This window comes from Collinsella aerofaciens, from assembly GCF_040910245.1.
GTDB lineage: Bacteria > Actinomycetota > Coriobacteriia > Coriobacteriales > Coriobacteriaceae > Collinsella.
In genome coordinates, this window is record NZ_JBDGAY010000013.1 from 1 (window position 1) to 16,498 (window position 16,498).

Below are 16,498 nucleotides of genomic sequence, written 5' to 3' on the forward strand. Positions count from 1 at the left end.
AGGTGCCTTGAAACAAGGCGGCATTGACCTTCTGGTCATGCCGCCGAAGTTGAAAGGCAGATTGCCGCTCTGGCGGGTTTGCAGCGTCGAGCGGTTACGGCGTTTGGCAAAACGCCGTAACTTAATAAGTTTGGTACCTTGACATTGATTTCTCACGCTCCTAAATTGGTTAGGCACAAAACAATTCCACTACCTAACTAAAGAAAGGAGCAACACTAATTCATGTGCGATGAACCTCTTAACCTTTGTTCGCACGAGCCCGGCGGTGACCCGTCGCAACCGGTAGACATACCCGAAGCGGTCAGCGCCGAAGACAAACTCGCCAAGCGCATCCTGAGCGGCCTGGGTTTTTGCGGCCATTACATGCATTTTCATGGCGGAGGCGTGTCCGGCAAGGCGCCCATCATCTGCCTGCTGGCCAAGCAGCCCGGCGGCGAGATGTCGCAGCAGGAACTCGGCATGCACTTTGACCTCAAGCCGGGGTCGCTTTCCGAGATCCTGTCCAAGCTCGAGGTCAACGGCCTCATCGAGCGCAGCCGTAACCCCAAGGATCGACGGCAACTCACCATTCGCCTGACCGAAACCGGCCGGGAAAACGCCCGCATCGACCAGGCGGCCCGCATCCGCTTTAGAGAACGGGCCTTTAGTGCCCTCACTCACGACGAGCGCGAGCAGCTCGCCGAAATGCTCGAGAAAATCCGTGTAACCTGGGAGGAACTGGATGATTAAAACCCTCATGGGCAGCATCCGCGACTATATGAAAGTCGCTGTTGCCACGCCATTGCTCGTGCTTGGCGAGGTGCTCTGCGAGATGCTGATTCCATTTATCACCGCCAACCTGATCGACGCCATCAAAGACGGCACCACCGTAGCCGAGATGCTTCCCACCGCAGGCTTTTTGGTGCTCATCGCGCTGACGTCGCTTGCTTTTGGCGCCGCTGCCGGCGTCACCTGCAGCCATGCGAGCTGCGGCTTCGCCAAGAACCTGCGTCACGACCTGTTCTACAAGATCCAGACGTTCAGCTTTGCCAACATCGATGAGTTCTCGAGCTCCTCGCTCGTCACGCGCCTGACCACCGACATCAACAACGTGCAGCAGGCCTTTATGATGATTATCCGTATCGCCGTGCGCGCGCCGCTGGTATTGATCTTCGCCTTTACCATGGCGTTTATCATGGGCGGCAGCGTCGCCATGGTCTACCTGGTCATCATTCCGCTACTGGGCTTTGGACTGTTCTTTATCATCTTTAAGGTGCGCCCCATCTTCTCGCGCGTGTTCCACAAGTACGACGCACTTAACGAGTCTGTCGAGGAAAACGTCACCGGCATGCGCGTGGTCAAGAGCTATGTGCGCGAAGACTTTGAGAAGGAGAAGTTCGCGACCGCCGCGCGCGACGTCCAGATGGACTTCACCCGCGCCGAGAAACTGCTGGCCTTTAACAACCCCATGATGAACATCTGCGTCAACGGCGCGTTTGTCGTCATCATCTACCTGGGCTCCAAGCTCATCATCACGAGCCAGGGCACGCTGTTCGATGTGGGCCAGCTCTCCTCGATCTTTACCTATGGTTTCCAGATCCTTATGAGCCTGATGCAGCTGTCGATGATCTTTGTCATGGTGACCATGGCCGACGAATCGGCGCACCGCATTACCGAGGTGTTGGCCGCCGAGCCCACGATCGCCAATCCCGCCGAGCCCGTGCTCGAGGTTGTCGACGGTTCCATCGACTTTGACCACGTGAGCTTTAAGTATTCCGCGCATGCGAAGCGCCAGGCGCTCGACGATATCGACCTGCACATTAAGAGCGGCGAGACCATCGGCATCATCGGCGGCACTGGCTCGGCCAAGTCCACGCTTGTAAACCTCATCGCCCGCCTGTACGACGCCACCGAAGGCACCGTGCGCGTGGGCGGCATGGACGTGCGCGACTACGACCTGGACGCCCTGCGCCACCAGGTCGCCATGGTGCTACAGAAAAACGTGCTGTTTAGCGGCACCATCGCCGAAAATCTGCGCTGGGGCGACCCGAATGCCACCGACGAGGAGGTCCGCGAGGCGGCACATCTGGCCTGCGCCGATGAGTTTGTCGACGGTTTCCCCAAGGGCTACGACACCTGGATCGAGCAGGGCGGCTCCAATGTTTCCGGCGGTCAGAAGCAGCGCCTGTGCATTGCGCGTGCCCTGCTGCGTCGCCCCAAGATCTTGATCCTGGACGACTCCACCAGCGCCGTCGACACCAAGACCGACGCCAAGATTCGCGCAGGGCTGGCAAGCTATCTGCCTAACACGACCAAGCTCATCATCGCCCAGCGCATTAGCTCCGTGCAGGACGCAGACCGCATCATCGTCATGGAAGGTGGCCGCATCGCGCAAATCGGCAACCATGACGAGCTGCTTAAGACAAGCGAGATCTACCGCGAGACCTTTACCTCGCAAAACAAGATGTCTGCCGAGGGCGAAGGGGCCGTCGAGGCCGACACCGAGGCATCCGCAACGCAAGCTCAGACCCAGGAAGGAGGCGAGGCACATGAGTAAGGCAACGACCGCCGAGCGCGCGCTCAACCGCAAGGGCGGCACCATGTCGCGCCTCATCAAGACGCTCTTTGGCTTCTACCCCGTGCTTTTGCCCCTCGTCGTCGTCGGCGTGGTGCTCTGCGCCATCATCAACTCCATCGGCGCGACCTTCCTTCAGAGCGCCCTGCAGATTATTAGCGAATCGTGGCAGTCGGGCGATTGGGAAGCCGCACAGCCCAAGATCGCACAGCTCGTGACTACCCTCGCCTGCATCTACGGCGTCGGCATCCTGTCTTCGCTCTTCTGGAACCGCGCCATGGCCATCGTCACGCAGGGCTCGCTCGAGAAGCTGCGCGAGAAGATGTTCAACCGCATGCAGGACCTGCCGATTCGCTACTTCGACACGCACCAGCGCGGCGACATCATGAGCCACTACACCAACGACATCGACACGCTGCGCCAGATGATCAGCCAGTCGCTGCCCAACCTGCTCATGACGACCATCGTCATCGTCACGGTATTCTTTATCATGCTGTACTACAGCGTGTGGATGTGCCTGGTCATTGTGGCCGGCGTCGTCTTTATGACCTTTATGACCAAGCTGCTCGGCTCCAACTCCGCGCGTTTCTTTATTGCGCAGCAGTCCGAGCTCGGCGTGGTCGAGGGCCATATCGAGGAAGTCATGAACGGCCAGAAGGTTGTCAAGGCATTCTGCCACGAGTCTGCCGCCGAGGCTGATTTTGACGAGCGCAACGAAAAGCTCTTCGAGGTCTCGCAGAAGGCCAACATGTACGCCAACATCCTCATGCCTATCCTTATGAACCTGGGCAACCTGCTCTACGTGCTGGTCGCACTGGCAGGCGGCATTTTCCTGGCGCTGGGCGTGCCCAACCTGAGCATCTCGGGCATGACGCTGTCCATCGCCGTCGTGGTGCCGTTCCTCAACATGACCAAGCAGTTCTGCGGACAGATCGGTCAGATCTCGCAGCAGATCAACGCCGTGGTCATGGGCCTCGCCGGCGCCGACCGCATCTTTGAGCTCATCGACGAGGAGCCCGAGGCCGACGAAGGCTACGTGACGCTCGTCAACGCGCAGGTGAACCCCGATACCTGGCAGCTCGAGGAGGCCGACCACCACACCGGCATGTGGGCGTGGAAGCATCCGCACCGCGCGACCGGCGAGATCGAGTACGTACCGCTGCGCGGCGACCTGGTCATGGACAACGTCGACTTTGGCTACACGCCCGACCACGAGGTGCTGCACGGCGTGTCCGTGTTTGCTAAGCCGGGCCAGAAGGTCGCGTTTGTCGGTGCCACCGGTGCCGGCAAGACGACCATCACCAACCTCATCAACCGTTTCTATGACATCGCCGATGGCAAGATCCGCTACGACGGCATCAACGTCAACAAGATCCGCAAGGCCGATCTGCGCCGCTCGCTGGGCGTGGTGCTGCAGGACGTGAACCTGTTCACCGGCACCGTGATGGATAACATCCGCTACGGCAACCTGGACGCCACCGACGAGGAGTGCATCGCGGCGGCCAAGCTCGCGGGCGCGGACGACTTTATCACCCGCCTGCCCGACGGCTACGACACGATGCTCACCGGCAACGGCGCGCAGCTGTCGCAGGGCCAGCGCCAGCTGATTTCGATCGCACGCGCCGCCGTCGCCGATCCGCCGGCGATGATTCTGGACGAGGCCACGAGCTCCATCGACACCCGCACCGAGGCCATCGTGCAAGCGGGCATGGACAAGCTCATGGAGGGTCGCACGACGTTTGTCATCGCGCACCGCCTGTCCACCGTGCGCAACTCCGACGCGATCATCTGTCTGGACCACGGCCGCATCATCGAGCGCGGCAACCACGACGAGCTGATCGCCAAGCGCGGGTATTACTACCAGCTCTACACCGGAGCGTTTGAGCTGGAGTAGCTCAAAACAGCCCCAACGCTCCCAACGGAGTTCCCCGAGGGAGACGGGGTGTTTACTCCGTGCTCAAACATTCTCGCTTCGCTGCGAAACTGCGCGCGGAGCAAACACCCCGTCTCCCTCGGGGAACTCCTACGCGCAGCCTTTTCTCGCAGCCTAAAAAGAAGTGGTGAGGCCCTGGCCGTTTGGCCAGGGCCTCATTTTGTAAGGAGTCAAAAAAGTCCCGTTCCAGGTGAGCTACTTGAGGAGTTGGGCCATGGCGTTCACGAATTTTTGGACTTGGAGGGTGGGCTCGAGCGGGTAGTGCAGAAAGACCGGTACCTCGCGACCGCACAGGAACGGCACGCCCACAAAGGCCGGGTGCACCCCCGACCACGCTCCGCAGGTGAGCACCGCGTCACCCTTTTCCTCCGCCTCGTTAAAGAGCGCAAAGTCGAAGCTATCCACGTCGATCACGTCCACGCCGCCGTCGGCCAACAGGTCGATGCGCAGGCTGTCCATGGCGTCGTTGCCGTGGCGGAGCACGCGCAGGCGCATGCCCTCCAAGTCGGCGACCGTAATGCGTGTCTTGCGCGCCAGCGGGCTCGTGCGCGGCACGTCGATATAAAACGGCACGTTGACGATGCGGAGCTTTTGGCAGGTGTCGCCCCAGCGCGGGGTCGAAAAACTCGACTGCACCACATCGACCTCGCGGCCCAAGCTGCGCATGACGGATTCGCGCTCGTCGTAGAGGTCGCTTACCGGCGCGATCTCAAATCGCAACGATGGCTCCAGCTCGTGGATGCCCGTCCACATCGACAGCGTTTGGCGCCCCGGGCACATCATCGACACGCCCAGGCGCACGGCACCGCCATCGCCCGCCGCGCGTCGGGCACGGCGCAGCGCGTCCTCGGACTGCCGCATGATCGAGCGTGCGTCGTCCACCAGCAGAGCGCCCGCCGGCGTCACCTTGACGCCCGAGTGCGAGCGCTCGAACAACGTGACGCCAAACTCGGCCTCGAAGCCCGACACCTGCTTGACGAGCGCCGGAGTCGACACACGCAATTTTGCCGCCGCACGCGAGAAGCTTCCCAGCTCCGCGGCGGCCGATATGGCCTCGAGTCGTCGATCGTACACGTCAATCTCCCGTTTTCGCGCCCGTGACCGCATGGGGCCACAGGGGGTTGTTTTCGCAGGTCACGCGCTCAATTGAGAATAAACTGCATCGCACAGTGTAAACCTACGGTTAACGCTATTCTAACAAATATGCAATTCACCTGCGCAAATGCAAAGCATACGATAACCAGCGAAAACCACGTGGGTCGGTTAATGGGAGCGACCCACCGGGAGGCACAAGAAGGGAAGTTCCTATGAGCAACTGGCTTAAGCTCGAGGGCGATGTCTGCGCCGTGACTGGCGCACTCGGCGGTATGGGCGTCGAGATCTGCCGCGAGTTCGCCCGCAACGGCGCCAATGTCGTCCTGCTCGACCTGGACGAGGAAAAGGTCAAGGCCGCAGCCGCCGACCTCGCCGCCGAGTTTGGCATCCACGCCGAGGGCTACAAGATGAACGCCACCGACGAGGCCGAGGTTCAGGCCGCCGTCGATGCCACCATCGCCGACTTCGGCCACGTCGACGTTCTCGTCAACACCGCCGGTATCCTGCGCTTCGCAGCCATGGAAGACCTGCCGCTCTCCGACTGGAACGAGGTCATCAACGTCAACCTCACCGGTTACTTCATCACCTCGCAGCGCTTTGGCCGTGAGATGATCAAGGCCGGCCAGGGTCGCCTGGTGCACATCTCGACCGTTGCCAGCCACTCCCCCGAAACGTTCTCGGGCGTGTACAGCTCCACCAAGGCGGGCGTCAACATGATGTCCAAGATGCTGGCTGCCGAATGGGGCCCCTACGGCGTGCGCTCCAACTGCGTCGAGCCCTGCTTCGTCAAGACCCCGATGTCGGCCAACTTCTATGCCGACCCCGAGGTAGAGAAGAGCCGCAGCCGTCTGATCGCCACGCGTCGCATCGGCGAGGTCAGCGATATCGCCAACGCCGTCATGTTTCTGGCGTCCAAGCGCTCGGACTTTACCACCGGCGACGCCATCAAGGTCGACGGCGGCTTCTCCAACATGATGGGCGACCTCACCGCCAAGCCCGGCGGCCGTCGCGCATACGCCGACAACTACCTTAAGAACAAGGGTGTCGAGCTCTGGTCCGATGAGTCCGGCGTCGCCAAGCCGACTGACCAGTAAACCAACCTAACAGGGAGGCCCCGCGGACACGCCCGCCCCTCCCCCGTATCGATGAGAAAGAGTCCAATGGCTTCCACCAACTCCAACAAGGGTCGCGCCGTCGTGCTTTCCGCCGCGTGCGTCACCATGTTCTTCATCAGCTCCATCGCGCTGTATTCCGTCGTGAGCAAGAACCTGCTCGCCGTCTACCCCGAGTGGTCGAGCGCCCTTACCTGGGCGTTCCCGGTCTTCCAGACCATCATGGCCGTGACGGGCATCTTCGCCGGCCGCATCTCCGACAAGATCGGTCCGCGCAACGTCGTGATCGCTGCCGCCGTGTGCTACGGCCTGGGCTGGTTCATGTCCGGCACCGTCACCGAGCCGTGGCAGTTCTACCTGTGGTTCTCGCTCGTCGCCGCCATCGGCAACGGTCTGGGCTACAACCCGGCGCTCACCACCGGCCAAAAGTGGTTCATTGACAAGAAGGGGCTCGCCTCCGGCATCACCCTGGCCGCTTCGACCGCCGGCCCCGCCGTGCTGTCCCCGGTGCTCGCCTCGCTGCTCATCCCGAGCCTGGGCATCTTTGGCGCCCTCAAGGCACTCGGCGTCATCTTCTTTGTGACGATCGCCGCCTCCGCCCTGTTCCTGAAGGCCCCCGAGGCCGGTTGGCTGCCCGAGGGCTTCGAGGCCCCCAAGGGCGGCGCGCATGCCGGCACCTTCGGCGACCTCACCCCGGGCGAGATGGTCAAGGCCCCGCGCTTCTGGGTCCTCATCGTCACCTTCGCCTTTGCCGCCACCGCGGGCACCCTGCTCGTGGGCAAGGTTGCCTCCATCGCCGCCGTCCAGCTTTTCGCCGACCCCACGAGCGCCGCGGCCGTCGCCCTCGGCGGTGTAGTGGTCTCCGTCAACACCTGCGCCAACCTGGTTGGTCGTCTGTCCTTTGGCCAGATCATCGACAAGCTCGGCGCCTATAAGTCGCTGCTCATCAGCCTTGTCGTCACCATCGTCGCACTCGTCATCATGTCGATGAGCTTTACGCAGAGTATGTTCTTTGTGGCGCTCGCCCTGCTCGGCTTTAGCTTTGGCGCCCTGCTCGTCATCTACCCGCCGCTCACCGGTGGCGCCTTCGGCACCAGCAACATCGGCGTCAACTACGGCATCATGTTTTTGGGTTACGCCGCCTCCACCTGGATCAGCCAGCCCATCACCGCCGTGCTGTATCACGCCGAGGCCGGCAGCGCCGCCTACCAGCAGTCCTTCTACGGCGCCATCGTGATCGCCGCCATCGCCGTCGTGCTCACCGTCTACATGATGGTCTCCGACAGCAAGAAGAAGTCCGCTTAGTAATTGCCAATGCGACAAAGGGACTGCCCCTTTGTCGCATTCCACCGCCACCAGTATTAAGGAGTCGAAATGTCTGAGCTCAACCCCGTCCGCATTGCCGTTATCGGCGCCGGCGCCATGGGCCGCAACCACATCCGCTTTGTCACCGAGGAGCCCGAGGCCGAGCTCGTCGCCATCGCCGACGCCTTTGAGGGCGCCCGCGCCACGGCCGAGGCCGCCGGCGTGCCGTTTTATACCGATCCCGCCCAGATGATGGACGAGGTCAAGCCCGAGGCCGTCATCATCGCCACGCCCAACGACCTACACCTGGGCGTTGCCCGCGAGGCTGTGAAGCGCAACATCGTGCCGCTGGTCGAAAAGCCGATCTCCAACGACCTGGAGGATGCCCAGGCCTTCGCCGCCGAGGCCGAGACCGCCGGCGTGCCCGTGCTCGTGGGTCAGCACCGTCGCCACAACCCCTTCGTCAACAAGGCCAAGGAGATCATCGAGTCCGGCGAGCTGGGCAAGCTCACCGTGTCGAGCTTCCACTACATGATCTATAAGAATGACGAGTACTTCGATGTCGAGTGGCGCCGCAAGAAGGGTGCCGGCCCGATCCTGGTCAACCTGGTGCACGACGTCGACCTGCTCCGTTACCTGCTGGGCGAGCCCGTTGCTGTCCAGGGTATGCAGTCCAGCGCCGCCCGCGGTTTTGAGACCGAGGACTCCGCCGTGGTCAACGTCCGTTTTGCCGATGGCGCGCTTGCGAGCATGACCATCTCCGACGCCACCGCCAGCCCCTGGAACTGGGAGGCCACCGCTCGCGAGGATCCGCAGTACCGCCCCTTCGACGCCGACGCCTACTTTATTGGCGGAACCTTGGGTGCCCTTTCGCTGCCCCGCCTGCACCAGTTCTCCTACGACGGAGCCTCCAACTGGCACAAGCCGCTGCAGATGGAGATTCCGGCCGTCGACCCGGCGCTGCCGCACAAGATGCAGCTCAAGCACTTTGTGAAGGTCGTTCGCCGCGAGGTCGAGCCCGTCGTGACCCCCGCCGACAACGTTAAGACGCTCACGCTGCTTAACGCCATCAAGGAGGCCGCCGAGACCGGCCAGCTTGTCGAGCTGTAATGCCTTAAGAGCGGCCGCGGCAGAAACCCCATGCCGAACCCCTCGGTCCGCCACAAATATGCCCCTCTTCTTTGCCCCGCGAGCAGCCTCCTGCCCGCGGGGCTTTTTGCTACCTTAACGACGATTTTTCTGGGGCGGGGGCTATTTTGCACCTCGGCTTGATTCGTTCGCCACCAAATGGGCCTATCTACTACGTTTAACCGATTACCCTCAACCATGCCGAATTTCGCGAAATTAAAACCGCAGGTAGACGGCTTGCGTATTCTCGGAAAACCGGGGGATGGTCGACCCATACGGTTCAAACGTAGTAGATAGGCCGTTTTCGTGACGCAGCCCCAAAACAGTCTTTTGGGACGGGTGGTATCCTTGGTAGCTCTGCGCTGCAAACGTACCTCAAACGCAAGGAGTCCCATGGATCTTATCGCCCAGCTCGCCGGCGAGCTCAACCTCAAGGCCGCCAACGTCGAGGCAGCCGTCAAGCTCATCGACGAGGGCAACACCATCCCCTTTATCTCGCGCTACCGCAAGGAAGCCACGGGCGGCATGGACGACGTCGCCCTGCGCGCACTCGACGAGCGCCTGTCCTACCTGCGCAATCTTGAGCAGCGCAAAGAGGACGTCATTCTGCTCATCGACGCCCAGGGCAAGCTCACGCCCGAACTCGAGCAGCAGATTCGCGAGGCCACGCAGCTGCAGCGTGTCGAGGACCTCTACAAGCCCTACCGCAAAAAGCGCATGACCCGCGCGCAGAAGGCCCGCGAGGCAGGCCTGGAGCCGCTCGCCAACATGATCATCATGCAGGCCTCGACCAAGGGCAGCGCGCTCGACGCCGCCGCGGCATACGTCAACGAGGGGGCCGGCTTCGACACGCCCGAGAAGGCGCTCGCCGGCGCCGCCGACATCGTGGCCGAGACGGTAGCCGAGGACCCCGAGAACGTCGCCGACCTGCGCGCCTTTACGCAAAACACCGCCGACATCGTCGTCGAGGCCACCGACCCCGCCGAGAAGACTCCCTACGAGCCCTACTACAACTTCGACGAGCCGCTGCGCCGTATACCCAACCACCGCGTGCTGGCTATCGACCGCGGTGAGCGCGAGGGCAAGCTCCGCGTGCGCGTGAACGTCGACGGCACTGCTGCCACGGCACGCCTCGGCAGCCGCTGGCCCCGTCGCCAGGGCGTGTTTGCGCCCGTCTTTGACGCCGCTATCGCCGACGGCTACAAGCGCCTCATGGCCCCCTCGCTGGAGCGCGAGGCCCGCGCCAAACTCACTGTCCGTGCACAGACCGAGGCCATCAACGTCTTTGCCAAGAATCTCGAGGGCCTGCTCTCGGCACGCCCCGTCCGTGGCGCCCGCGTGCTCGCGCTCGACCCGGGCTACCGCACCGGCTGCAAGGTCGCCGTCATGGACGAGACCGGCAAGCTACTCGACCACGGCGTGGTCTACCCCACCAAGCCGCGCCACGACGTCGCCGGCACCAAGCGCGAGCTCGCTCGCCTCGTCAAAAAGGACGGTGTCAACACCATCGTCATCGGCAACGGCACCGCTAGCCGCGAGACCGAGGAAGTAGTCTCGGAGTTCATTGCCGAGCAGGCGCCCAGCCTTCGCTACACCATCGTCAACGAAGCCGGCGCGTCGGTGTACTCCGCCTCCGAACTCGCAAGCCAGGAGTATCCCGACCTGGACGTCACCGTGCGCGGCGCCATGAGCCTGGGCCGCCGTCTGCAAGACCCGCTGGCAGAGCTCGTCAAGATTCCGCCCCAGTCCATCGGCGTTGGCCAGTACCAGCACGACCTTGACCAGGCAGAGCTTTCGCGCACCCTGGGCCACGTGGTGGAGGACGTCGTCAACCGCGTGGGCGTCGACGTAAACACCGCGAGCGCGAGCCTGCTGGGATACGTATCGGGCATCACGCCGAGCGTGGCCAAGAGCATCGTGGCCTACCGCGAGGAAAACGGCGCCTTTACCGATCGCCGCCAGCTCAAGAAGGTCCCCAAGCTGGGACCCAAGGCATATCTCAACGCCGCGGGCTTCCTGCGCATCAGCGGCGGCAGGAACCCGCTCGACGCGACAAGCGTCCACCCCGAGAGCTACGAGGTGGCCACGTCCGTCTTGGAGCGCGCAGGCGTTAAAGCCAGCGAGCTCAGCCGTGGCGGCGTGCCCGACATTGAGCGCCGTCTGGGCAGCATCTCGGCGCTGGCAAGCGACCTGGACTGCGGCACCCTCACGCTCATCGACATCGTCAACGAGCTCAAGAAGCCCGGCCGCGACCCGCGCGACGACGCGCCCGAGGTGGTCTTTAGCCGCTCGGCACTTTCTATCGATGACCTGGAGCCCGGCATGGAACTCAAGGGCACGGTGCGCAACGTCGTAGACTTTGGCGCCTTCGTCGACGTCGGCGTGCACCAGGACGGCCTCGTGCACATCTCCAAGCTGGCTAACCGCTTCGTCAAGCACCCGAGCGACGTGGTACGCGTCGGCGACACGGTAAAGGTGTGGGTGGAAAAGGTCGATCGCGACCGCAAGAAGATCTCGCTCACCATGGTGCAGGGGAAGTAAACCACCTAAAGCAAGGGTCCCCCCTCTCGCGACGTGCAAAATCGCGAGTATTCTGCAATTTCCGCCGCCCCGAACGCCCCTCAGAGGCAATAAAGTCAAAAACAGCCCCCGTTTTAGCGTCGTCAGAGCCAAAACGGGGGCTGTTCCGTGCTTCAGCTAGCTGATAAAAACCTTTACCTTGCTGAATACTCTCGATTTTGCACGTCGCAGGCGGGGGTACCTTTGTCCACGGCAGGATATGGAAGCCAAACACCAACCTACTAGCAAGTTCGTGTCGGCAGCCCCGGCCTTTCCTTTGCCTAGCGCGACCCTCGCGAAGCGCGTGAGCGATAGGGAAAGGAAAGGCCGGGGCGAACAACCCTCGGCGCAGCCAGCGTTCGCGTTACGGCAGGATATGGAAGCCGAGCGAGGCGATATCCTTGGCAAAGCCGCGCACGGTGTCGAGCGAGACCTCGTAGTGGTCACGGCCGATGTTCTTGCGCTTGGCCAGGATGCTGTTGGGCACCGTGATGATCTGGCAACCGCAAGCTTCGGCCTGGTAGATGTTGATGAGCTCGCGCGTGGACGCCCACAGGACCTCGCAGTTGGGCTTGACGGCGGCCTTCTTGACCGACTCCGTCACAAACGGAATGGGATCGACGCCGGTATCGGCGATACGGCCGGCAAAGAGCGAGATGATGGACGGCGTCTCGGCGTCAACGGCCTCGACCATCTCGTCGACCTGCTCGGGCGTAAAGATGGTGGTGACGTTGACCTTGATGCCATCGGCCGAAAGCTTGCGGACCAGCTCGGCGGTGGACTCGCCCTTGGTGGTCACGCACGGAATCTTGACGTAGACGTTGTCGGCCCAGGTAGCGATCTCGCGAGCCTCGACCTCCATGGTCTCGACGTCATCGGCAAAGACCTCAAACGAGACGGACACATCGGTGATGTGGGTCAGGACCTCCTTGGCAAACGCGCGGTAGTCCGTCACGCCGCCCTTCTTCATAAGGGACGGGTTGGTCGTGAAACCCTGAACGTTGCCGTTCTCGTACATGTCGAGCATGCCCTCGAGGTTTGCACCGTCAGCGAACACCTTGATTGCCATCTGCCTGATTCCTTTCGTTTGCATGCGGCCGATAAACTGCTAAACACTTTACCTATGTTTATCAAGGCGTGAGCTGCGGGTTTTTATCTTCTCGGCGAACGGTATAAACACCTCAGTGTTTGGATTGATAAATCGATTGAGCATGCAAAAGCAGAAAGTCGCAGTTCGAGCAAACGTCAGAACGCGGGATTCATTAGATGAGGCCGAAATGCTGCATCGCTGTGACGGTACCGTCGTGCGCGACATCGTCGGTCACGTAGTCGGCGACCGCCTTGACCTCGGGCATGGCGTTGCCCATGGCCACGGCTGTCTCGACGGCAGCGAGCATGCCCAGGTCGTTGCCCGAATCGCCAAAGCCAAAGGTGCGCGCATTTCCCTCGCGGCCCAGATACGCCAGTGCTCGCGCCACGCCCACGCCCTTGTCAATGCCCTTGGGGCTCAGCTCGCGATTCTGACCACCGGTATCGCACAGCTCAAACTCGCAATCGATAAAGCCGTCATCGTTGGCTACGCGAGCCAAACTGGGCGCAGTGAGGCCTACCTTGCCCACGCGCAGACTGCCGTCGACGCGCATCTCCTCGGTGCTGTGCGCCACAGAAGTGCCGATCAGAGACGACTGCTCAACACCCGCGGGTTCCAGGGCAAAAGTAGCCACGTTGGTCTCGAAAAAGGCCTCAATCCCTGCCGCGGCCATACGGCGTGCAAGCTCCTCGATAACGTCCTCGCCAAAGCAGTCCTCGTGTACCACGCGTCCCTCGACCTCGAGCGTGGCTCCCGCCATGGCAACGATGCCCGCGGGGTCGAGCGCACGCAGGCTATCGGCGATAAGCCACAGGGGGCGGCCCGTGCAGATAAATGCCTTGTGCCCTGCATCGCGCAGTGCACGGAACGCCTCAACCACCGTCTGCGAGGGGTGAACCGCCGAAAAGTCCTTATCGGTCATATCGTCGGGATCGAACGACGTCAGCGTGCCGTCCACGTCAAAAAAGAGGACGGCGGAATCGGGGCACGCATCAATCATATGGGTTCCTTTCGAGGATAAGGGCAAACGAAGCATCCATCATATAATGGAGCGACGCAACCAGAGAGGTCACCCATGGAATTTTACGCAAGCTGCCCCGAGGGCTTTGAGTCCGCACTCGCCGATGAGCTTAAACGCCTCGGGCTTTCGCATGTCCGCCGCCTGAAGGGCCGCGCTACGTTTGAGGGCGAGCTTGAGCAGGGCTATCGCGCGTGCCTGTGGTCGCGCCTGGCGAGCCGCGTGTTCGTGGTAGTCGGGCGCTTTGAGGCGCAGGATGCCGATGAGCTGTACGATAGCGTTTACGACATCGCCTGGGAGAGCATCGTCCGCCCCGGCGCCACCATCGCCATCACAGCCCGCGGCGTGACCGAGCAGCTGCGCAACACGCGCTTCTCGGCCCTGCGCGCCAAGGACGCGCTGTGCGACCGCCTGGCCGAGACCACGGGACGTCGCGCCGATGTCGACGCCGCCGACCCCGATGTTCACCTACTGCTTTCGCTGCGCCAGCGCCGCGCGAGCATAAGCCTGGACCTTTCGGGCGACCCGCTGTTCAAGCGCCTGCCGCCCGCCGCGACCCGCGCCGGCGAGGGCGCGCACGTGCTGCGCCCCGACTACGCCGCCCTGGTGCTGGCGCAGGTCGGCTGGACTGCACTGTGCGAGCGCGAGCTGACGGCCGATGATTACGAAAACGAAGCGCTGCCTACGCTGATCGACGCCTCGTGCGCCGGCGGCGGTCTGCTGCTGGAGGCCGTGAATATTCTGACCGACCGCGCCCCGGGCGCCGCACGCGAGCGCTGGGGCTTTGAGGGCTGGCAGCTGCACGACGCCGCTCTGTGGGAGCAGTTGCTTACCGAGGCACGCGAGCGCGAGACGGCAGCACGCGAGCGCCAGGCACGCATCGTGGCCGCGGATGTTGACCCCGCCGCCCGCAAGACCGCCGAGCGCATGGTCAAGTGCGCCGGCTACAAGCGCTTTGTCGATTTTTGCGCCGCCAAGTCCGCCGCCGTGCTGGACCATGCGGGCGCCGTCGCCGGCGCCGCCGTGGTCGCAGACACCACCGAGACCCCGCTTTCGCTCATGCACGACGCCATGACGCTGGTCGGTGAGCTGCGCCGCGCGCCCGAGCTTGCCGCGGCGCAGCTCGCCGCGCTCACCCGCGACGGATTGCTGGCCCGCGCGCTCCACGCCGAGCCCGAGTGCGCGATCGCCGTCATGCCCAACAACGAGGAGGCGACCGTCGAAGTCTGGCCCTCGCTCGACCACGCCGCCGCGGCGTTTGAGGCTTCGACCAGTGCGGATGCCGAGGCCGAGGTTGCGGATGCCAACGAAGTCAACGACAACGCCGCCAACACCCCCATGCCCGAACCTGCCGCCACGCTCGACCTGGGCGACGGCAAGCCGCTGCCCGTGCTCATCCCCGAGTCGGAGCAGTTCGCCAACCGTCTGCGCAAGAACGCCCGCCTGCGTCGCAAGTGGGCCAAGCGCGAGGGCGTGAGCTGCTACCGCGTCTACGATGCCGACCTACCCGATTACTCCGCCGCCATCGACCTGTACGAGGGCTGTCCGCAGACGCCGGGCCGCTGGCTCGTCATCGCCGAATACGCCGCGCCCAAGACCATCGACCCCGCACTGGCCCAGGCCCGCATGCTCGACATCTTGGCCATCGCACCGCGCATCCTGGATGTTCCGGCCGAGCACGTGCACGCCAAGGCCCGCATGCGCTCACGCGGCGGCTCGCAGTACGGCAAGCAGGGCGCCGGCAAGGGCGGCTCGAGCGAGCGCGCTAACATCGCACGTCGCCGTCTGCCGCTCATCGAAGAGGGCGGCCTTACCTTTGCCGTCAACTTTGACGACTATCTGGATGTGGGCATCTTCCTGGATCACCGCGTCACCCGCAACCTGGTGCGCGAACATGCCAAGCAGGCGCGCCGCTTCCTCAACCTGTTCGCCTACACCGGCACTGCCACCTGCTACGCAGCCGATGGCGGCGTCGAGGAGACCGTGACGGTCGATCTTTCCAACACCTACCTGGACTGGGCCGAGCGCAATATGCGTCAGAACGGCTTTGTGGGGCCGCAGCATCACTTTGTGCGCGACGACGTGCTCGCCTGGATTCGTGACCAGCGCCAGACGCGCAACCGCTGGGACCTGATCTTTGTCGACCCGCCCACGTTCTCGAACTCGTCCAAGATGGGCCGTCGCACCTGGGATGTCCAGCGCGACCATGTCGAGCTTTTGGCCGGCGTATCGCGCCTGCTCGCACAGGGTGGACATGCCATCTTTAGCTGCAACCTGCGTGGCTTCCGTCCCGAGACGCGCAAGCTCGCGCGCGCGGGCGTGGTGCTGGAGGACATTACGGCGCAGACCATCCCCGAGGATTTCGCGCGCAACCAGAAGGTGCATCATTGCTATATCGTGCGCCGCCTGCCCATCGAGGACGCCATGGCCGAGGTCGGCTTTAGCGCCGAGGAAATTGCCGAGCGAACCGAGGAGCTGCGTAACCCCGAGGCCCGCAAGCCTCGTGCAACGGCGCCCGCGCACGCACAGGCCGGCGACCGAGGGCCGCACGGCAACGGCAAACCCTCCCCCGCCGGCAAGCCCAAAAAGAAGAAGTTCTACGCCAGCAAGCCCAAGGGCAAATAACAAAGTTGCGGTGGAATACGGACTGTTTTGCCTGGAATGAGGCAAATTAAGACCGTATTTCACCGCAACTCATATTGGG

At 63.0% G+C, this 16,498-nt stretch carries 11 protein-coding genes; 8 read left to right on the forward strand and 3 right to left on the reverse strand.

Translation table 11 applies throughout. The features are described 5' to 3' along the window. The first annotated feature begins 222 nt into the window (after window positions 1-222). Genes AB5Z20_RS05905 through AB5Z20_RS05915 form a run of 3 tightly spaced genes read left to right on the forward strand, consistent with a single transcriptional unit; the run spans window position 223 to window position 4,448 of the window. Window positions 223-729, forward strand: coding sequence for a MarR family winged helix-turn-helix transcriptional regulator (locus tag AB5Z20_RS05905; protein WP_006235682.1), 507 nt, complete (start codon window positions 223-225; stop codon window positions 727-729). After that, window positions 722-2,536, forward strand: coding sequence for an ABC transporter ATP-binding protein (locus AB5Z20_RS05910; protein ID WP_368156658.1), 1,815 nt, complete (start codon window positions 722-724; stop codon window positions 2,534-2,536). Before AB5Z20_RS05905 ends, AB5Z20_RS05910 begins: the two co-directional genes overlap by 8 nt. Then, window positions 2,529-4,448 carry an ABC transporter ATP-binding protein gene (locus AB5Z20_RS05915; RefSeq protein ID WP_215693947.1) on the forward strand — a complete coding sequence of 640 codons (1,920 nt, stop codon included), beginning with the start codon at window positions 2,529-2,531 and terminating at the stop codon, window positions 4,446-4,448. The genes AB5Z20_RS05910 and AB5Z20_RS05915 overlap by 8 nt, the downstream gene beginning before the upstream one ends. A 234-nt stretch (window positions 4,449-4,682) precedes the next feature. Here AB5Z20_RS05915 and AB5Z20_RS05920 read toward each other — a convergent pair whose 3' ends face one another. Then, entirely contained in the window at window positions 4,683-5,561 is an 879-nt protein-coding gene (locus AB5Z20_RS05920) for a LysR family transcriptional regulator (protein ID WP_349090466.1), read from the reverse strand. Between the two features lie 233 nt (window positions 5,562-5,794). On the opposite strand from AB5Z20_RS05920, the gene AB5Z20_RS05925 reads away from it, so the two are divergent. The 4 genes from AB5Z20_RS05925 to AB5Z20_RS05940 all read left to right on the forward strand — a co-directional run bounded on the left by AB5Z20_RS05925 (window position 5,795) and on the right by AB5Z20_RS05940 (window position 11,668). Further along, window positions 5,795-6,676 carry an SDR family NAD(P)-dependent oxidoreductase gene (locus AB5Z20_RS05925; RefSeq protein WP_195246938.1) on the forward strand — a complete coding sequence of 294 codons (882 nt, stop codon included), beginning with the start codon at window positions 5,795-5,797 and terminating at the stop codon, window positions 6,674-6,676. 66 nt (window positions 6,677-6,742) lie between these two features. Continuing rightward, window positions 6,743-7,999 carry an MFS transporter gene (locus tag AB5Z20_RS05930; protein ID WP_368156659.1) on the forward strand — a complete coding sequence of 419 codons (1,257 nt, stop codon included), beginning with the start codon at window positions 6,743-6,745 and terminating at the stop codon, window positions 7,997-7,999. Window positions 8,000-8,068: 69 nt separating this feature from the next. After that, window positions 8,069-9,109: a Gfo/Idh/MocA family oxidoreductase gene (locus tag AB5Z20_RS05935; RefSeq protein WP_117655361.1), complete on the forward strand. Its 1,041-nt coding sequence runs from the start codon at window positions 8,069-8,071 to the stop codon at window positions 9,107-9,109. 411 nt (window positions 9,110-9,520) lie between these two features. Next, window positions 9,521-11,668 carry a Tex family protein gene (locus AB5Z20_RS05940; RefSeq protein ID WP_368156660.1) on the forward strand — a complete coding sequence of 716 codons (2,148 nt, stop codon included), beginning with the start codon at window positions 9,521-9,523 and terminating at the stop codon, window positions 11,666-11,668. 382 nt (window positions 11,669-12,050) lie between these two features. Here AB5Z20_RS05940 and AB5Z20_RS05945 read toward each other — a convergent pair whose 3' ends face one another. Further along, the gene (locus AB5Z20_RS05945) at window positions 12,051-12,755 is read right to left on the reverse strand and encodes a transaldolase (RefSeq protein WP_368156661.1); all 705 of its coding nucleotides are present in this window, start codon (window positions 12,753-12,755) and stop codon (window positions 12,051-12,053) included. A 193-nt stretch (window positions 12,756-12,948) separates the two neighbouring features. Continuing rightward, window positions 12,949-13,776 (reverse strand): HAD-IIB family hydrolase, encoded by an 828-nt coding sequence (locus AB5Z20_RS05950; RefSeq protein WP_368156662.1) that lies wholly within the window; start codon window positions 13,774-13,776, stop codon window positions 12,949-12,951. A gap of 75 nt (window positions 13,777-13,851) precedes the next feature. Here AB5Z20_RS05950 and rlmKL point away from each other — a divergent pair, with 75 nt between their 5' ends. Continuing rightward, window positions 13,852-16,419 carry a bifunctional 23S rRNA (guanine(2069)-N(7))-methyltransferase RlmK/23S rRNA (guanine(2445)-N(2))-methyltransferase RlmL gene (gene rlmKL / locus AB5Z20_RS05955; protein ID WP_368156663.1) on the forward strand — a complete coding sequence of 856 codons (2,568 nt, stop codon included), beginning with the start codon at window positions 13,852-13,854 and terminating at the stop codon, window positions 16,417-16,419. Window positions 16,420-16,498: the final 79 nt, after the last annotated feature.

Coding starts and splice junctions, on each gene's coding strand:
- AB5Z20_RS05905 (WP_006235682.1), top strand. CDS start 223: ATGTGCGATGAACCTCTTAACCTTTGTTCGCACGAGCCCGGCGGTGAC.
- AB5Z20_RS05910 (WP_368156658.1), top strand. CDS start 722: ATGATTAAAACCCTCATGGGCAGCATCCGCGACTATATGAAAGTCGCT.
- AB5Z20_RS05915 (WP_215693947.1), top strand. CDS start 2,529: ATGAGTAAGGCAACGACCGCCGAGCGCGCGCTCAACCGCAAGGGCGGC.
- AB5Z20_RS05925 (WP_195246938.1), top strand. CDS start 5,795: ATGAGCAACTGGCTTAAGCTCGAGGGCGATGTCTGCGCCGTGACTGGC.
- AB5Z20_RS05930 (WP_368156659.1), top strand. CDS start 6,743: ATGGCTTCCACCAACTCCAACAAGGGTCGCGCCGTCGTGCTTTCCGCC.
- AB5Z20_RS05935 (WP_117655361.1), top strand. CDS start 8,069: ATGTCTGAGCTCAACCCCGTCCGCATTGCCGTTATCGGCGCCGGCGCC.
- AB5Z20_RS05940 (WP_368156660.1), top strand. CDS start 9,521: ATGGATCTTATCGCCCAGCTCGCCGGCGAGCTCAACCTCAAGGCCGCC.
- AB5Z20_RS05945 (WP_368156661.1), bottom strand. CDS start 12,755: ATGGCAATCAAGGTGTTCGCTGACGGTGCAAACCTCGAGGGCATGCTC.
- AB5Z20_RS05950 (WP_368156662.1), bottom strand. CDS start 13,776: ATGATTGATGCGTGCCCCGATTCCGCCGTCCTCTTTTTTGACGTGGAC.
- rlmKL (WP_368156663.1), top strand. CDS start 13,852: ATGGAATTTTACGCAAGCTGCCCCGAGGGCTTTGAGTCCGCACTCGCC.